General features: G+C 65.0%; 18 protein-coding genes. 7 read left to right on the top strand and 11 right to left on the bottom strand.

Translation table 11 applies throughout. The features are described from left to right. Positions 1 to 92 precede the first annotated feature (92 nt). A complete protein-coding gene (locus JQ566_RS31630) occupies positions 93 to 920 on the top strand; it encodes a hypothetical protein (RefSeq protein ID WP_249139918.1) in 828 nt (275 codons plus the stop codon). Between the two features lie 80 nt (positions 921 to 1,000). Here JQ566_RS31630 and JQ566_RS31625 read toward each other — a convergent pair whose 3' ends face one another. The 4 genes from JQ566_RS31625 to JQ566_RS31610 form a co-directional block, all read right to left on the bottom strand. After that, complete coding sequence (locus tag JQ566_RS31625; protein ID WP_212379683.1) at positions 1,001 to 1,405, bottom strand: PIN domain-containing protein; 405 nt, start codon at positions 1,403 to 1,405, stop codon at positions 1,001 to 1,003. Next, on the bottom strand, positions 1,402 to 1,632 hold the full coding sequence (locus tag JQ566_RS31620) for an AbrB/MazE/SpoVT family DNA-binding domain-containing protein (RefSeq protein WP_212379681.1): 231 nt from the start codon (positions 1,630 to 1,632) through the stop codon (positions 1,402 to 1,404). Before JQ566_RS31620 ends, JQ566_RS31625 begins: the two co-directional genes overlap by 4 nt. A gap of 74 nt (positions 1,633 to 1,706) precedes the next feature. Beyond that, entirely contained in the window at positions 1,707 to 2,999 is a 1,293-nt protein-coding gene (locus tag JQ566_RS31615) for a Spy/CpxP family protein refolding chaperone (RefSeq protein ID WP_212379744.1), read from the bottom strand. Between the two features lie 169 nt (positions 3,000 to 3,168). Continuing rightward, complete coding sequence (locus JQ566_RS31610) at positions 3,169 to 4,242, bottom strand: LysM peptidoglycan-binding domain-containing protein (protein ID WP_212379679.1); 1,074 nt, start codon at positions 4,240 to 4,242, stop codon at positions 3,169 to 3,171. A 180-nt stretch (positions 4,243 to 4,422) separates the two neighbouring features. Here JQ566_RS31610 and JQ566_RS31605 point away from each other — a divergent pair, with 180 nt between their 5' ends. Next, positions 4,423 to 5,115 (top strand): hypothetical protein, encoded by a 693-nt coding sequence (locus tag JQ566_RS31605; RefSeq protein ID WP_212379677.1) that lies wholly within the window; start codon positions 4,423 to 4,425, stop codon positions 5,113 to 5,115. Positions 5,116 to 5,414: 299 nt separating this feature from the next. On the opposite strand, the gene JQ566_RS31600 is transcribed toward JQ566_RS31605, so the two are convergent. Beyond that, entirely contained in the window at positions 5,415 to 6,083 is a 669-nt protein-coding gene (locus JQ566_RS31600; protein WP_212379675.1) for a hydrolase, read from the bottom strand. 128 nt (positions 6,084 to 6,211) lie between these two features. On the opposite strand from JQ566_RS31600, the gene JQ566_RS31595 reads away from it, so the two are divergent. Both JQ566_RS31595 and JQ566_RS31590 read left to right on the top strand, forming a co-directional pair. Next, on the top strand, positions 6,212 to 7,093 hold the full coding sequence (locus tag JQ566_RS31595) for a LysR family transcriptional regulator (protein WP_212379673.1): 882 nt from the start codon (positions 6,212 to 6,214) through the stop codon (positions 7,091 to 7,093). Between the two features lie 368 nt (positions 7,094 to 7,461). After that, positions 7,462 to 7,821, top strand: a complete 360-nt coding sequence (locus tag JQ566_RS31590) for a hypothetical protein (protein ID WP_212379671.1) — start codon at positions 7,462 to 7,464, stop codon at positions 7,819 to 7,821. Positions 7,822 to 7,851: 30 nt separating this feature from the next. Here the strand turns inward: JQ566_RS31590 and JQ566_RS34910 are convergent, their stop codons facing one another. Beyond that, a complete protein-coding gene (locus JQ566_RS34910) occupies positions 7,852 to 7,974 on the bottom strand; it encodes a hypothetical protein (protein ID WP_256375944.1) in 123 nt (40 codons plus the stop codon). A gap of 333 nt (positions 7,975 to 8,307) precedes the next feature. On the opposite strand from JQ566_RS34910, the gene JQ566_RS31585 reads away from it, so the two are divergent. The 3 genes from JQ566_RS31585 (at position 8,308) to JQ566_RS31575 (ending at position 10,778) form a co-directional block, all read left to right on the top strand. After that, positions 8,308 to 9,450, top strand: coding sequence for a lactonase family protein (locus JQ566_RS31585; protein ID WP_212379669.1), 1,143 nt, complete (start codon positions 8,308 to 8,310; stop codon positions 9,448 to 9,450). Positions 9,451 to 9,522: 72 nt separating this feature from the next. Then, positions 9,523 to 9,693 (top strand): hypothetical protein, encoded by a 171-nt coding sequence (locus JQ566_RS31580; RefSeq protein ID WP_212379667.1) that lies wholly within the window; start codon positions 9,523 to 9,525, stop codon positions 9,691 to 9,693. Positions 9,694 to 9,884: 191 nt separating this feature from the next. After that, a complete protein-coding gene (locus JQ566_RS31575) occupies positions 9,885 to 10,778 on the top strand; it encodes an efflux RND transporter periplasmic adaptor subunit (RefSeq protein WP_212379665.1) in 894 nt (297 codons plus the stop codon). A gap of 39 nt (positions 10,779 to 10,817) precedes the next feature. On the opposite strand, the gene JQ566_RS31570 is transcribed toward JQ566_RS31575, so the two are convergent. The 5 genes from JQ566_RS31570 to JQ566_RS31550 all read right to left on the bottom strand — a co-directional run bounded on the left by JQ566_RS31570 (position 10,818) and on the right by JQ566_RS31550 (position 16,221). Then, a complete protein-coding gene (locus JQ566_RS31570; protein WP_283814390.1) occupies positions 10,818 to 11,999 on the bottom strand; it encodes an IS4 family transposase in 1,182 nt (393 codons plus the stop codon). Positions 12,000 to 12,258: 259 nt separating this feature from the next. Next, positions 12,259 to 13,428, bottom strand: a complete 1,170-nt coding sequence (locus tag JQ566_RS31565; RefSeq protein WP_212379661.1) for a Gfo/Idh/MocA family oxidoreductase — start codon at positions 13,426 to 13,428, stop codon at positions 12,259 to 12,261. Between the two features lie 43 nt (positions 13,429 to 13,471). Continuing rightward, positions 13,472 to 13,786 carry a septal ring lytic transglycosylase RlpA family protein gene (locus JQ566_RS31560; protein ID WP_036037541.1) on the bottom strand — a complete coding sequence of 105 codons (315 nt, stop codon included), beginning with the start codon at positions 13,784 to 13,786 and terminating at the stop codon, positions 13,472 to 13,474. Between the two features lie 104 nt (positions 13,787 to 13,890). After that, positions 13,891 to 14,736 (bottom strand): CmcJ/NvfI family oxidoreductase, encoded by an 846-nt coding sequence (locus JQ566_RS31555; RefSeq protein WP_212379659.1) that lies wholly within the window; start codon positions 14,734 to 14,736, stop codon positions 13,891 to 13,893. 384 nt (positions 14,737 to 15,120) lie between these two features. After that, the gene (locus JQ566_RS31550; RefSeq protein ID WP_212379658.1) at positions 15,121 to 16,221 is read right to left on the bottom strand and encodes an LLM class flavin-dependent oxidoreductase; all 1,101 of its coding nucleotides are present in this window, start codon (positions 16,219 to 16,221) and stop codon (positions 15,121 to 15,123) included. Positions 16,222 to 16,237: the final 16 nt, after the last annotated feature.

Genomic DNA, 16,237 nt, shown 5'->3' with positions numbered 1-16,237 from the left:
CCCACGACCAACCATCGCCTCAACGGCGAGGCGATTTCGATGGGAGACGACCTGTGGCCTTCGTCCTGCCTTCGCGCGCGTATGATTTGCAGATGCTGGACCGGCCCGCGGATCGCGCGCGCGACCAGGGCTGGGTCTATGGGCTGCCGCCGGGCATCAGGAGCGAGCAATGGCCGCTCGATCCGGTCAGCGGCTATCCGCTGATGCACGGTTTTACGCTGCTGCTGCCGGAGGATTATCGCGTGCATGGCGATGACATCGTCGCGGTGTCGTTCTTTGCCACGGCGCCAGATCACAATGACGGCGGCGCGCCCGACGATCCTGAACTCCGCGAGGCGGTGATGGCGCGGCCATCGCATCCGCGGCTGTCGCGCATGACCGACATTCTCGACTACGAATATGCCGCATTGCTGCTGACGAGGGCCGAATATGACGGCGCATTCGCGACACCGCCGGCGCCGCTTGCGCTGGCGACGGCGGAGCGGCCGCGCTGGCTCGACGTCGGCGGCACCAGCGCCTTCTTCGAGGCCGCGCCGCCCTACGCAAGGAAGATGTTTGCTGCCCCGCCGCGCGCCGATCTCAGCGAGACGCGCGCGATCGCGCTGTCGCCGCGCGCGAGCGATCCCAACGCCGGCAAGGGGCCGCAAGACGAGTACACGCGCGAAAATCCGCCGACAGGCTATCAGCCTTACTACTATTTTGTCGGCGGCGTGCCGCGCGGTGACAATTTCCGCCTGCACGACTGGGCCAGGGATCACGCCCACAACCATCTCGGCGGCACCATGCGGCCGTGCCAGGCCGTGCCGGAGATGAGCCCGTTCTACATCGAGTTCGAGGAATATTTCGGCGGCTACAATTTCGGCGGCGGCAACGCGCAGCTCGACTTCAAGGACATGAAGTTCGACTGGGCGTGCGGGTGAGATCACAGAATCCGCGCAAGAGTCCAGACTTGGCGATGATCAGACTTGGCGATGATCAGACTTGGCGATGATATGAGCGTTCACGGCGTCCCGCCAAGAAACGGATTGACGATGGTAAGCCCGCCGATGCTGCGGCTGTGCTGAAGGTCTTCGCTATAAAGCGTATCGCATCCGGTTTCGATCGCGGACGCAACGATGAGGGCGTCGTAGAACGCTATGGAGTGATCGCGAGCGAGCGCGATCGCAGCCGCGTGCGTATCTGCCGTCAGAGGCGCGATGTCCGGAAAGCGAAACCGGATCGTCTGCACTGCTGCCTCGATGACGGGCCAGTCCTGCTGCTGCTTCTTGCGCAGCACGTTGGTGAACTCGTTCAGCACCTGCGCACTGATCACGCCACCTCCGGCAAGCGCATTCAACGCCGGTCCTCGTCGAATGTCGGTCGAATAGGCATAGATCAGGATATTGCTGTCGAAGAACGCGCTCACCGCTCGTTCGCCTCGTCCCGATCGAATTTGTAGCCGTCGGGCAGCGGAAACTGGAATTGCTCCACCTGCTTGAGAAACTCCGCCCGTTTGTCGACCTTCTCCACCGCAATCTCGCCCTTCGAGGCTTTGACCACGTTGAGTTCGTCACCAGGCGAGAGCTTCAAGGCTTCGACCAGCGCCTTCGGCAGGCGCACTGCAAGGCTGTTGCCCCATTTGGAGACCAGCACCAGCACTCTCCGTGATATACATTTCCTATGTATATCATAGAGGGGGCATCATGGCGTTTCAAGCTGCCGTCCCCTCACGCCCCCCGCTTCGGCCCGATCTGTTCAAACCCCGCCTTCTGCTCGTCGCTCAAATCCGCCTCGAAATCGTCGAGCGCATCAGTGACGCCGCCGACGGCTTCGAGCATCGTCTGCAGCCGCGTCTTCACGGCGGCGAGACGGGCCTGGGGGGTTGCGGCGGGGTCTGTCGGGCAGGCGCTGAGCGTCTGCATGGTGCGGAGGGTGGTGTCCTGGAGCACCTCGAGGCGGGCGCGGGCGATCTCGTCGAGGTGGAGCGTGGAGGCAATGTCGGCGGCGGGCCATTGCTGCTGGACGAGCTGCTCGTATTGGCGCTGCGCCTTTTCGTCATAGCGGGGATCGTAGTCGGGTTGGCAGGCCTTGGCCGCCTGCGCGTCCTTGCTCGTGTCCTTGCTCGTGTCCTTCATCCCATCCTTGGGCCGGTGGGACGCCAGCGCCGCGCGACGCTCATTGGCGAGAGCGTTGAGCCTGGCTTTCTGGTCGTCGTTGAGCAGGCCGACGAATTTCGAAAGCGGCGCTTCGATTGCGTCGATGGCCTTGATCATGGCCGCGATGCGCTCGCGCATCAGGCCAAGGCGCTCGGAGGCATTCGTGGGGGCCTGCGCCGGGCAGGCGGTGCGGATGGTGTCGCGCGCGGCAAGCCAGGCGGATGCGAGCTCGTCGAGCGCGGTGCGCTGCAGCTCGTTCGGTGCTACGGCGCTCGCGATGCGGTCGACCGGCAGGCCGCCGGTGTCGCTGGCCTCGCAGAGCGTCTCTGCGGACGGGATTTTTCGCGCGCGCCGGCCTTGCGGCACGGTGTAGGCGGCAAGCTCGGTGGCGGCGTAGGGCGTAAAGAGCGCGGCATAGATGTCGCCGTAGCCGTAGAGCGAGAGGCTGGTCGCATCGCCGAAGATGATTGCGGTGGTGAGATCGTCATGCGCAAACGGCCAGAACACCGGGCCGGTCCAGCCGTAGCTGCCGTCGGGATGGCGCCACCAGCCTTGCGGGCGGCGGCCGCCTTGCCAGCCCGCCAGCGCAGCTTGCGCCGTGAGGGCCGCACGCAGGACGTAAGGGTTGGATAGCAGGCCGCGCTCGGCCCCGCGCGGGTCTTGCGACCTCAGCGCAGCGGAGCGATAGCGGCCACCGCGCACGGCCATGCGGGAGTGGCGCAGCCGCGACAGGCCCATCATGTGGCCGACGGCGAAACGCGCAACCCCAAGCGGACCGCCACGCAATCCGAACTGCGCCTCGGCTTTCCCGGGCAGCAACACTGCCGCAATCACGAGAGCTGCGCCGGCCAAAGCCAAGCCCATGCGTCCCGACAAGATCGCGGACCTGACCGTCGATCTGGCCACGTCTTGGCCCTCCCTCCCGCACCAAGCGCGCAATGCGTCGCATCACGATGACGCGCGAGGGAACCGATTGTTCCGGAGAGACACAGGGCAAAGCGTCGCAATCGCCAGCGTCAATGCCAGCGCGCCGTCACTCCGCCTTTTGCGGCATCACGAAGGTCTGGCCCGGATAGATCAGATTGGGATTGCGGATCTTGTCGCGGTTGGCGTTGAAGATCACCCCGTAACGGGCGCCGTCGCCGTAAGCGAGCCGGCTGAGCGCCCACAGGCTGTCGCCCCGGGCAATGACCCGGCTGCCGCCTGCTTCCGCCGGTGCGGTGGTGAGCAGGTCGGCCGGCGAGGCCGATGCGACCGCCGTCGCCGCCGGAGCATGCGCCAAGGCCCTGGGCTTCGGCGCGCCGGTCAATTTCGGCCGGGCCGCTTGCCTGTCAGGCACCGCAGCCAGGCGCGGAGAGGCCGACGGCAGGGCGGCCACGACATCCGGCTTGTCGTCGGGCTTCTCGGCCTGCTTCGTCTCCTGCCTCGCTTCTTGCTTCGCGGCCGGTGCGGGCCGCGCGGGCGGCGGCGCCGCCTCGGCGATGGTCACCGGCATGGTCCGGCCGGACTCCGTCACCGTCCCGTCCGGTGCCTTGGCCCGGAGCGTCAGTTCATAAGAGCCGGCAGGCAGCTGCGGCGGGGTCATCACGAACTGGCCCGAGGCGTCCGCGACCACGGTATCGAGCGGCTTGCCGTCGCGCAGCAGCTCGACCCTTGCACCCGGCGTGGCGCGGCCCGCAATCACTGCCGCCTCGCCGTGCTCGTCGATGCGGGCGACGTCGAAACGGGGACCGGCATCCGCAACCGCCGGCGCCGGCTTGACCGGCGCGAGATCGCCGAGCGCGGCCACCTGCTTCTGGGTCTCGGCCAGCGCGCCCGGCTTCGGCTCGGAGGCCGGTGCAGGCGGCTCGCCGGCGGCAAGCTTCGGCTGTTCCGGCTTGAGCTCTGGTTTGGGCTCTTCGATTTTGGGCTCTTGGGGTTTGGGCTCCACCTTGAGCTCGACCTTGGCTTCAGCTTTGGGTTCGACCTTGGCCTCCGGCTTGGCGGCGACGACAGTCTTCGTCCCGTCCGGCAGCAGGCGGCGCAGCTCGGTCGGGCCGATCACCAGCGCGGTGCCGACCAGCGCGAGCAGACAGAAGGCAATGAAGGCCTTGGACGCGGTGATCATCTGAAAAGGACCTTGAGTGGCAAATCAACCGAGACCGGCAAAGTGCGCCGATTTGGCTGCGGCAGCAAGATGATCGATGGGATTATGCCTCTGTCCCGGCGCGTCCGGAATGAACCGGTGCCATGCCGCCGGCGTCCCATCATCGAGGCCGTATCGCGGCATTTCTTCAGGGAATTTCTCGTGACCGTCTTTTGCCGTCCTGCCCGATGGCTGGCGCTGGTGCTGACGCTGGCCGCTTCACCCGCATTGGCCGCCTCCGGTCCGCCGCCCGGCTTCACTCTCTCCGACGATGCCGATCTCGCCTTCACCTCGCCCGACGGCGCCACCAGGCTCGAGCAGTACATGAAGGATGGCGAGGATTTCGACATCAAGTGGCAGGTCTGGGCGCGACACGGCGAAAAGATGACCGAGCTGAAGCCCGAGCAGCGCTATCCGGCCGGCTTCCGTTTCACGGGCGACTCGCAATGGCTGGTGCGGATGCAGAAGACCGGCTCGGGCTCGCAGGACCTCTTTCTCTACCGTGCCGAGAAGGGCACCTTCGTCAGCGCGACCAAGAAGCCGCTCAGCGAGCTCGCCTGGGCCTATTTCCACAGCCGCACCGACACTGGGAAGATGAAGCTCGACGACCACATCTCGGCCAATCTCGTGAAAGGCACGGAAGAGGCCTATCGCGATCTCGGCGTGCGCTGGCCCAACAATCGCTACCTGGTGATCTCGCTGTCCGGCGAAATGGACAAGCATCCGAAGAACGTCGCCGTGAAAGGCCTCGCCGACTGGCGCTGCCGCTATGATCTCAAGACCGGGACCTTCGACGTGCCGGCGATGTTCGCCAAGAGGAACGCGGAAGCGCTGAGGTGGGAGATCAAGCGGTGAGTGCACCGGCTTCGGTGATTGGATCCACCTAGTCGTTCGAACCTCCCGGTTCACACAAGATCGTCGTCCCGGACAAGCGTCAGCGCAGCTCCGGGACCCATAACCACAAGCTCGCGTTGTTGCCACAGCTGGCAATCACGAATCTTCGCCAAACCACTCCCTGTGGCAATGGGTCCCGGATCGGCGCGCGCTAGTCTAACGGCGCGCTTGTCCGGGACGACAATGGGAGAGGCCGGCATATGCGAGCTCGCCCGCGAGGCTCGACAAGCGGTTTCGCGGCGCATCGCTCGCGGTTCTCGTCACCCCCGGTTGGATCGGCCTGCGGCGCTCGGCACGGGCGTGTTGAGCAGTTGCTGCTCCCACAGGAAGGCGATGCCGCTGCCGGCGGCGTGCTGCACGAGCAGCTCCGAAAGCTCGGCGGCATGCTCCGTCCGGGCCCAGTCGCGCTGCCACTCCGAAGCCACTGCCAGCCAGGTCATCATGTTCGCGCCGGCCGCGATCATGCGTTGGATGGCGACCTCGTGGGCCTCGACCGACGTGCCGCCGGACGCATCGGTGACAACCGTCACGTCCCAACCTTCGCCGAGCGCCTGGATCGTCGGCATCGCAACGCAAATCTCGGTCCATAGGCCGGCGATGATGAGCTGCTTGCGGCCGGTGGCCTTGACCGCGTCGACCACTTTTTTATCTTGCCAGGTGTTGATGAACGTCCGGTCGATCACCTCCTGGCCGGGGAAGACATCCGTGATCTGCGGGAAGATGAGACCGCCGCGCTCGGCGATCACGCTCGTCAGGATGGTAGGAACGCCGAATGCCTTCGCGGCCTTCGCCAGCGCCGTCGAATTGTTGACCACCATGTGCGGATCGTGGCTGTTCAGATTCGTAAGCTGGTAAGGCTGGTGGTCGATCAGTACGAGCACCGAATCTTCAGGGCGAAGAAGCGAAGCAAGCCCATTGCGAAAGCTCATGAATACATCCTCTGTTGTGGTGAGACATGCGCCGACTGCGGCGCCGTGCCCAGACACTTGTCATTCCTGTTCGTGATACGATAGCGCCCTATCCTGCCAAGCTGTGTCGCAAAATGGGGAACGCCGAGTTGGACATTGAAGACGTGATTACATTCGTCGAAGTCGCCGATGCCGGGGGCGTTTCGGCCGCCGCGCGCCGGCTCGGCGTCTCGAAGTCGATCGTCAGCCGGCGGCTGTTCCGGCTTGAAGCGGAGCTAGGTGTCCAGCTTCTTGCAAGAACCACCCGTGGCGCCGCGCTCACGGAAGCCGGGATCACGTTTCGAAACCATGCAGCCATAGTCCGCGCCGAGATCGACGCGGCCAAGGAAATCATCCGGCCCGCGGGCGATCTTCGCGGCCGTCTGAGAATTTCCGTGCCACTTAGTTTCGGTCCAACCCACTTCGCTCCCATACTCGCAGAGATGGCGCGACGTCACCCGCAGCTTCACATCCACACTGCCTATAGCGATCGCATCGTCGATATCATTGCCGAGGGATTCGATTGCGCCATTCGGGTTGGTTATCTTCAAGACTCGAACCTGATCGCAAGACGCGTCGGGCCGATCTACGGGAAGCTTGTCGCGAGCCCGGACTATATCGAGGCGCACGGTGCCCCGGAGACGCTGGACGAGCTCATCGCCCATGAAGCGCTGATGCAAGGCACCGAAACCTGGCAATTCATGGATGGCGACGAAATCGTCACCGTTCATCCGCGGGGGCGCTTCAAGGCCGACAACGGCACAGCTCTCGCCGTCGCCGCGGCAGCAGGGCTCGGCGTCGCTTGGCTTCCCGATTGCGTGATCCATGAATACCTGGCATCGGGCGCGCTTGTTCCGGTCATGACACACCACCCACCACCATCGGCAGGTGCATACGTCGTTCGCCCGCCGGGCCAGCATCCCTCACGGAAGGTACAGGCCCTTACTGAATTGTTGATCGAGCGTCTCGAAGAAAATCCGCCCCTTGCGTGAGCCGCCCCTGTCCGAACGGCGGAACGACGAGGCCCAGGGTCAGAAGTTGAGCTTGGCGGAGGGAACGCTGCCTCCCCGCACTGATCTTCATCCCTCGCCCATCCGCTGCCTCGAGCATGATCCGAAAAAGTGCGCAGCGGTTTTCCGGAAAGATCATGCTCAAACAATAACCTAAAGCGCGATGACGATTCATCCTAATCGCATCGCGCCTTGAAATTTTGGATCAAACCTCGGACCTCGGTGTTATCGCCTCGCTGAGACGGTCGGGAACTCCGGCCGGCGGGCACCAGTCAATTGCATCACGCGCACCGCTGGCGGGCTTTTCGGCCACGCTGTGGCGCGCGCGTGCGTGAAGCGAGCGAGGTGACATGGCGATCTTGGCTTTCAGAACGATCCCCCTCGTCGCGGTTGCGGCCGTCATCGGGCTCTCTGCGGAGGCCCGCGACGACGGGCGCTACGCAAACTCCCCCCTGAAGGGCTGGTTCGAGAGCCTGCACAGCAAGGGCGGCGGTCCCTGTTGTGCCGACGCCGACGGCACTGCGCTGGCCGACGTCGACTGGGAGACGCGGGACGGACATTACCGGGTGCGGCTGCTCGGCAACTGGATCGACGTGCCAGACGACACTGTGATCACCGAGCCCAACCGCGCCGGGCGCACCATGGTCTGGCCTTATTACGTCAACGGCCGCCCCATGATCCGCTGCTTCATGCCCGGCAGCATGACATGAACCCGGACGAGCTCCGCGGGATCGGGAAGCTCACATCGATCGTCGGGCCGCCCGCACTTCGGCGAATTCAGCGTCGGGGTGGCTGACGATGGTGGCGACCATGATGCCGCTGATGATCAGCGACCAGGCGGTGTCCCAATAGATCCAAAACACGAGCCAGCCTCCCTTTCCATCTCTCACGCCCGCCGCACTGGGCTAACGGCATGACGATGCCGCCGTTCCCGGCGCGAGGCCCGCCGCGATGGCGGGCAGCGAGGTGCTATTTTGCTTTGGTCGGCGGCGGCGCCCGATCGGTTTGGCGGTGTGGCGCTTTGCCACGACGTCCTCCTCGCGCCCGCCCCGCACGGCGGCAGTTAACTCGCCATCCCGCGACCGATGCGATTTCGGCATCGATCGATCCCGATTGGAATTTGGTGCGGCGGCGCGCCTCCCGCTATCCTCGCCCGCAAAACGACAATGCCGCGACCCGGCTTTCAGGAGGAGCCCATGTTGAGACCGATCCGACGCATCGCGTCGCGCGCGCCACGCGCTGCGATCGCCACCACCCTGTTCGCTTCTCTCATTCTCATTTCTGGAGTCCGTGCCGGCATGGCCGAAACCTTCGCCTATGTCGGCAACGCCGACAGCAACGACGTCAGCGTGTTCAGGATGACCGAGAGCGGCGAGATGACGCTCGTGCAGACGGCCGCCTTCAAGGGCGTCGAAAAGCCCGGCTCCTCGACGCCGCTCGCGATCACGCCCGACCGCCGCGTGATGATTGCCGGCATCCGTTCGCAGCCATACCTCGCGGTGAGCTTTGCGATCGATCCCAAGACGGGCCAGCTCAGCCATCTCGGCAACGGACCGCTCGCGGACAGCATGGCGCATATCGCCGTCGACCGCAGCGGCAAGTTCCTGTTCAGCGCCTCCTATGGCGGCAACAAGGTCGCGCTGAATCCGCTGCTTGCCAATGGCGTCGTCGCCGAGCCCAAGCAGGTGATCCCGACCGGGCTGAACGCCCACGCCTTCCTGCCCTCGCCCGACAACCGCTTCGTGTTCGCGACCAATCTCGGCTCCGACCAGATCCTGAGCTTCGCGTTCGATGCCGCGGCCGGTACGCTCACGCCGAGCGATCCGCCGGCCCACAAGGTGCCGGAGAAATCGGGGCCGCGACACTTCGTGTTTCACCCGGGCGGCAAGTTCGTCTACCTCCTCCATGAGCTGAACGGCGACGTCGCGGTATTCACCTACGAAGCCAGGAGCGGCGCGTGGGACGAGATCCAGCGCACCACTGCGCTGCCGGAAGGGTTTTCCGGAAAAGAGTCTGATAAGAAGGCTTGGGCCGCCGACATCCACATCACTCCGGACGGCCGCTTCCTCTACGCCTCCGAGCGCACCACCAACACGCTCACCGCCTACAAGGTCGATGGATCGAGCGGCAAGCTGACCACGATCGGCAGCGTGCCGACCGAGAAGCAGCCGCGCGGCTTCCAGATCGATCCAGGCGGGCGCTACCTCGCCGCGGTCGGCGAGCTCTCGGACGGCATGACGGTCTATGCCATCGACCAGAGCAGCGGCGCGCTGGCCAGGCTGAAATCCTACCCCACCGGCAAGAAGCCGAACTGGGTCGAATTCCTGAGCCTGCCGTGAGGAGCCGCGGCGACGGACCTACGTAAACATCCGTAATTTCGCAGGGATCGGCTTGGCGTCATATGTCCGGCCATGGATCGACAGATTGTCTTCAAATGCCCGCAGACCGGCCTGAACGTGCAGCATCGGCTTACCGACGAGCCGTCTGATCGCACCCACGTGTCCGTATCCTGTCCGGCCTGCACGCGGCTGCATCTGATCGATCGGGCCACCGGCAAGCTGCTGGGCGATCGGCGCAGCTGACGGTTAACGCCGACCTGCGGCCTGCGCCGTGACGTCTTCGCAGCGAACCTGTTCTCCAATCCCGCGACTCATCAAAGACTTGCCGCGACTGCCTAGCGGCGGCGCGGCGTCCTGTTTTGGGACGACGCCCCCGTAGTGCGGGCGGCGGCCATCTGCTATCGATTGGAGACATAGCCCCTGTGGAATTTCCGATGCGTCATTTGTCCCGTGCCGTTGTTCGAAACCTCTGTCCCGCAGCCGTCGCCGGCCTGCTCGTCCTCGGCCCCTGTCCGGCCGGCGCCGCCGATGACGACGCGCCCAAGGGGCCCGCGGTCACGGTGCTGAAAGTCGCGAAATCCTGCTTCTCCGACATCGTCGAAGCCACCGGCACGATCATCGCGCGGGAGGAAACCTCGGTGCGGCCCGAGCGTCCCGGCCTGAAGGTCACGGACGTGCTGGCGGAAGCGGGCGATACCACCACCGCCGGCCAGGTGCTGGCGCGGCTGGCGCTGCCCGAAGGCGGCACGCTTCAGGTCACCGCACCCGTGGCGGGCGTGATCGCGACCTCGACTGCGCAGATCGGCAACTTCGCCTCGGCCAAGGGCGAGGCGCTGTTCACGATCGTGGCGCGCAGCGAATACGATCTCGTCGGCCTCGTGGCCACCGCCGATGTGCGCAAGCTCGCAGTCAATCAGCAGGCCACCGTGCGGATCGCGGGCGCCGGCGACATCAGCGGCAAGGTGCGCCGCATCGGCCCGACCGTCGAGCCGAACATCCAGCAGGGCATGGTCTATATCGGCATCTCTTCGCAGAAGCGGCTGCTCCTGAACGCGAGCGGGCGGGCGCTGATCAAGACCGGGCAAAGCTGCAACGTCGCGGTGCCGCTGACCGCCGTGCAATATTCATCCGCCGGCACCGTGGTGCAGGTGATCCGCCGCAACCGCGTCGAGACCAAGCGCGTCGAGATCGGCTTGATGTCGGGCGGCAATATCGAGGTCCGCGACGGTCTGAACGAAGGCGATGTCATCGTCGCCCGCGCCGGCGCGTTGCTCCGCGAAGGCGATCCCGTGCGCCCGGCGATGGCGAGCGCGGAAGCGGCGAAGTAGGAGCGAGATGCTTCACCCTCCCCTGGAGGGCTACTGGATTCACACATCACTTCGGTCGTGAGGGTGGCGGATCATGAGGTTGGCACCGCGTTTTATGGCTTGGAACTCGAGCCAGCCCTGAAGCATGACGACCGGCCCTGGCTTGCCGTAATAGCCAGTCCATCCGCCCAGTCGCGCGCAGACCCAGGCTGCACGAGCCAGCGACCCTTTTGGATGAGGATTCTTCTGCCGCTCCGTCTTGCCTTCGAGCTCAGCACAGCAGGCTTCGAGCAGTGGAAGGTCCTCAGGTTCGAATGCATCGCTCAGAGGCCTCAGCGGTCCCGGACCGCCGTCGCGGGCGTGCACCAGTTGCTGGATACACACAGCCGCGATCAAGGTCGCGGTGATCAGCCGATTGCGGGGCGCTTGATCTTCGATTCGTACGCCTTCGATGTCGAAGCCGTCGGTCTTGAGGGTGCGGAACAGCTGTTCAATTGCCCAGCGTTGCCGGTAAAGGCCGACCACCTCCCAGGCTTGCGCCTCACTGGCTATCGCGTGTGTCGTCAGAAGCCGCCAGTGGATCGGCGCTTCGCCGAGCGGTGGGTTGATCTCGCGGACATCAATGACGTTCATGGCCACGCTTTCCGGCAGGCTGGTGCGCAGTCCATGCTTTGGTCGAGCCAGGCTTACCGGTAGGAAGCGAATCTCGAGCTGCGCGGTGCGCCGCCTGCGCCCGGGCTTGGCGGGCAATTCCAACTCGGCGCGCCCCATCGCATCCATTGCATCGGTCCGTGCAAACAGGGCCTCGCCGTCAGCAAGCGCGCGGTCATGGGCCGCACGCATCAGCAGTTCGATGCCTTCCGGACGCAATGCAAACGCTTCAAAGATATCGCTCTCGCGATCGGCAATCACCGTGACCGAAGCTGCGCCCGCGCACACCGAGGCCGCCTGATCGGCTCCTTCCAGCCACCGGAAGCTCTCTTTCTCTTCAATCGGGGCGGACCGCCGCGCTGCCCGCCGGCCGCTCTTGCGCTCCAGGAAGCAGCTGTCGATCAGCCCAAGGATCGCGCCATCCTGGGCATCCAGAGCCATTACGGCGTGCAGATACTCACCCCCACCGCCTTCCGAGCGCAGCACAGTCGTGTCCTGGATCGCCAGCACATGTCGTCCCAAGCAACGTTCGGCCGTCCGGCCGGCTGCCTCCACCAGCATCTCCTCACTGCTGAACGCCTCGTTACGCAAAAGCCGCGTCAGGCGAACCTCTCCCGCCCGATTGCCGCCCAATCGGCGGACCCGCAGTCTCCTGCCCCCAGAGGCGACAAGCCGCCCCAGAAGAAAGGCCCCCCTTTTTCCAGGCGACGGTCGCCAAACCGTCCCAGTCCGTGCTCCATGCCGTCCTCCTTGCCAAGGATCGACGACACGGAATCAGACATCCTCTCGGTCTTCAACCTCGATGTGTGAATGTCGTAGCCCTCCAGGGGAGGGTAAAGAGCAGCACTCCCTACAACACCACCCTTCTTCCCTCCTCCGCCGCCCAATACCCGGCGTAGTTCACCTTGATCGTCTCATAGGCCAGCGCGAGGTCCGACAGCGGCTGGCGCCCGGTCGCGACGCATTCCATGAAGTCCTGGATCTCCTGCAAGTAGCCGCGCGTCCATTCCTCCTCGAGGCAGACATATTGCCAGCCGGTCTTGCGGTCGACTTTCTCCGTGATGTAGACGCTGGCGAGCTTCTCCTCGCTGGTCTGATAGCTCATCAGATGCGTGTTCGGTGTGATGTTGGCGAACAGCGAGCCGCCGGAGGTATAGGTCTCGATCAGGTTGCGCACGCCGCCCATGATCATGTCGCCGGAGAACACGGTCGCCTTGGTGCCGTCGGAGAAGGTGGCGGTCAGCGTGCCCCAGTCCTCGACATCGATCGGGTTCGCCTTGATGTAAGTGCGCTCCTCGGGCTTGAGCCCCGCGGTGACGTTGCCGACATCGCAGGTGACGCTGGCGACGCGGATGCTCTCGCCGCGCGCCCTGGCTTCGACCTGTTTCAGATACAGCACGGCCGAAAGCGGATGACATCCCATGCGGATCAGCGAGCCGCCGCCGGTCGTCGCCCATTGCGCGGCATGCGCGGCGTGCGAGCCGGAATGGCTCTCCTCACCCTTCATGAACAGGATCTTGTCCTTCGTCGCCTTGATGATCTGCGCGGTCTTGGTCACCGCGGGCGCGTAGACCCAGTCCTCGGCATACATGAAGAGCTTGTCCGTCCGCTCGATCGCGGCGCGCGTCGCGTCCATCCCTTCGATCACGCGCTCGTACATCAGCGCCTTCGGCACGTGCTTGCCGATCGGCTGCGTGTCGCCCTCGCGGCCGAAATAGCCGGCGAAGGGTTTTTCGCAGATCACATGCTTGCCGGCCTGCATCGCGCCGACGATCATCCCGGCATGGAGATTGGGCGGGGTGCAGATGTCGATGACGTCGAGATCGGCGTCCGCAATCAGATCGGCAAAGCTGCGATAGACGCGCGGGATTCCGTGACGGCGAGCGAACGCGACGACGTGGTCGCCGCGCGCGGCGACTGCCGCGACCTCGACATCCACCCCATAGACGCGCCGGAACGCATACATGTGCAGCTCCGACACGAAGCCGCAGCCGACGAGACCCACCTTGATCCTAGCCATAGCGTCCCCCCGCTTTGGGCGGCACTATAGCGCGCTCAAAGGCCTAATCCACCGAGACGCGCACCACGCCCGCGCTCATCATGCCGAGCGCGCGGGCGGCGGGCACCGAGAGATCGACGATGCGGCCACGGATGAAGGGGCCGCGATCATTGACGCGGCACTGGATCGTGCGCCCGCTGTAGGACACCCTGAGCACGCTGCCGAACGGGCGTGTGCGGTGGGCGCAGGTCAGCTCGCCGCCTTTACCGGCTTTGCTGTATCCGTAATACGAAGCAAGCCCGCTTTCAGCGTGGGCAACAGAAAAGGCAAAAAGCAAAAAGCTGGCCAGAGATACCAATAGCGTCATCTGCGCTTGCACGGCACCGCTCCCGGTTGGCCCTGCCCGGCGCTGCAAACGTCGTTTTGTTCCCCCAAGTTCCGGGAACCCTGCCGGAAAATGTCCGGCAGGGCCATCACAGTTTGTTACTGCCGGTGGAACACCAGCGTGCGGACCTCGATGCTTTCGCGGGGCGCCGCGTCTACAGGCGTGGTCGGATCGACGAACGCGGTATGCGGCCCGAAGCGGGTGCGGCCGTCCGTTGCGGAATCGTAGCACTTCAGCAGCAGCGCCTCGTCCGGCGTCATCTCCGGGAAATAGAACCAGCGGTGGTTCGGATTGTACGTCACCGAATAGGTCTCGCCGCGACGGTTGGGATAGATCAGGTCGGAGGCGACGAGATCTTCGGGCGCCACCGTCGTGCCGTCGGCCATGGCGAGCGGTGAATCGCGCAAGGGACCGCGGATCGGCCGCCACAGATTGATCACCTGCACGCGCCCCTTCAGCAGCTCCTCCGCCTCGTCGGGCAGATGTTCGCGCACGCGGTTGGCGCCGGAGACCGCCGTCTGGTCGACATGAACGCGCGTCGCCGGCTGGCGCGGGCCGCCGTCACGGATATCCGGCGCACCTTCGACGCGCTTGCGCACGGTGTGATCGAAGATGACGACGCGGTCGGCCTTCAGCGTCGCACGCAGAAAGGCCTCGACGGCGGGATAATAGACCGCCCGCACCTCTTCCTCGTTGTAGAAATCCTTCACCTGGGTCGGATGACGCACCAGCGCAAAGCCTTCGCGATCGAGCGAGACGTTTTGCGCGATCAGCCGCGCATCGAAGATCGGCACCTGATGCGGCTCCGGCAGCGACGTGCTCTTGGGCTCGCCCGGCGGCGGATCGAAGGCGTAGGTGCGTGGCTTGCCCGAAATCGGCGCAAGATAGTTGAGTTCGGCGGTGACGAAGGGAAGCGATTCGATTTTTGTTTCTTGCAGGCCCATGGCCGGTCTCCCGATGTGGTCGTCGGATTGATTTTTGCGGGAGTGCACCGTGCCGCAAGAGGTGCGGTGCAAATAGCAATACGGCTGTTGTCGGCAGTGAGGAACGCAGAAGGAAGTCGTCGAGAAATGCGCGTGTTACGAAAACGCCATTCTCGTCTCACGGATGCTTGAGGAGTTCGTGAGGTCTCGTGCCCCGGACGCAGCGCAGCGCTTCCCTGGCGATGCGACGCATCGTCCAGTAGCGGTGCGCTGCTGAGCCGGGGCCCATCTAACGGAGAGCAATCTGTGCGGCCTGGGTCCCGGCCCGGCGGCGCAGCGTTGCACGCTGCACCTTATCCGGGACACGAGGGTGCTCCAGGAGGCTACACCCCCACATGAGGCGGATCATTCCGCGGCCTCGCCGCGAACGGCTTGGCGCTTGGCGACAAGCTCGCGCGTCAACGGGATCAGCTCACGGCCATATTCGATGGCGTCGATCAGCGGATCGAAGCCGCGGATCAGGAAATGGCTGATGCCGAGGTCGTAATAATCGCCGAAGACTTCCGCGACCTGCTCGGGCGTGCCGACCAGCGCCGTGGTATTGCTGTTGGCGCCGGTGAGCTTTGCGATCTCGGTCCAGAGCCGCTTGTCGATGCGGCTGCCCTGGTCGGCGAGCGCGAGCAGGCGCCGCGCGCCGGCGGTGGCATGACCGTCGGCGGGCTTGCGATAGCCGGTCTTGTCCTGCAGCGCGGTGGCGCGCGCCAGGATCTCCTCGGCCTTCTCCCAGGCCTGCTTTTCAGTCGGGGCGATGATCGGCCGCACCGAGAGACTGAAGCGCGGCGTTGGCCGCCCATGCCGGACCGCGGCGTTGTGGACGCGGGAGGTGATGTCACGCACCTGGGCGTAGGATTCGCCCCACAGCGCAAAGGTGTCGGCGTGCTTGCCGGCGACATCGATCGCCGCATCCGAGGCGCCGCCGAAATAGATCCGGATGCCTTCGGGACGATACGGCTTCACCTGCGAGAAGGCATTCTCGACCTGGTAGTACCTGCCCTTGTAGCTGAACGGCTTGTCGCTGGTCCATTCCAGCTTGAGCACATCGAGGAACTCGGAGGTGCGGTCATAGCGCTCGTCCTTGTCGTCGAGCGTATTGCCGTCCTGCCGGAGCTCGGTGGCATTGCCGCCGGTGATGACATGGAGGGCAACGCGACCGCGGGAGAACTGGTCGAGCACCGCGAACTGCCGCGCCAGCAGCGTCGGCGCGGTGAAGCCGGGCCGCTGCGCGATCAGCACGTTGAGGCGGCTGGTCGTGTTGAGCACGTGCTGGGCGACCTGGAGCGCATCCGGCGACGTCGAATGGAACGCCAGCAGCGCCCGGTCGAAGCCGGCATTCTCATGCGCCTTCGCCACCGTCTCGATGTGGGCCGGGTTGAGCACCGGCCCCTCGCGGACGATGGTCTCTGACGAATTGTTGTTGCTGATGAAGCCGATGAACTCGATCGACATGATCGTCTCCTTATTG

Source organism: Bradyrhizobium sp. SZCCT0231, assembly GCF_018130245.1.
GTDB lineage: Bacteria > Pseudomonadota > Alphaproteobacteria > Rhizobiales > Xanthobacteraceae > Bradyrhizobium > Bradyrhizobium japonicum_F.
The sequence above is the reverse complement of the archived record's forward strand: the minus strand, read 5'-3'. Positions and strand labels throughout refer to the sequence as shown.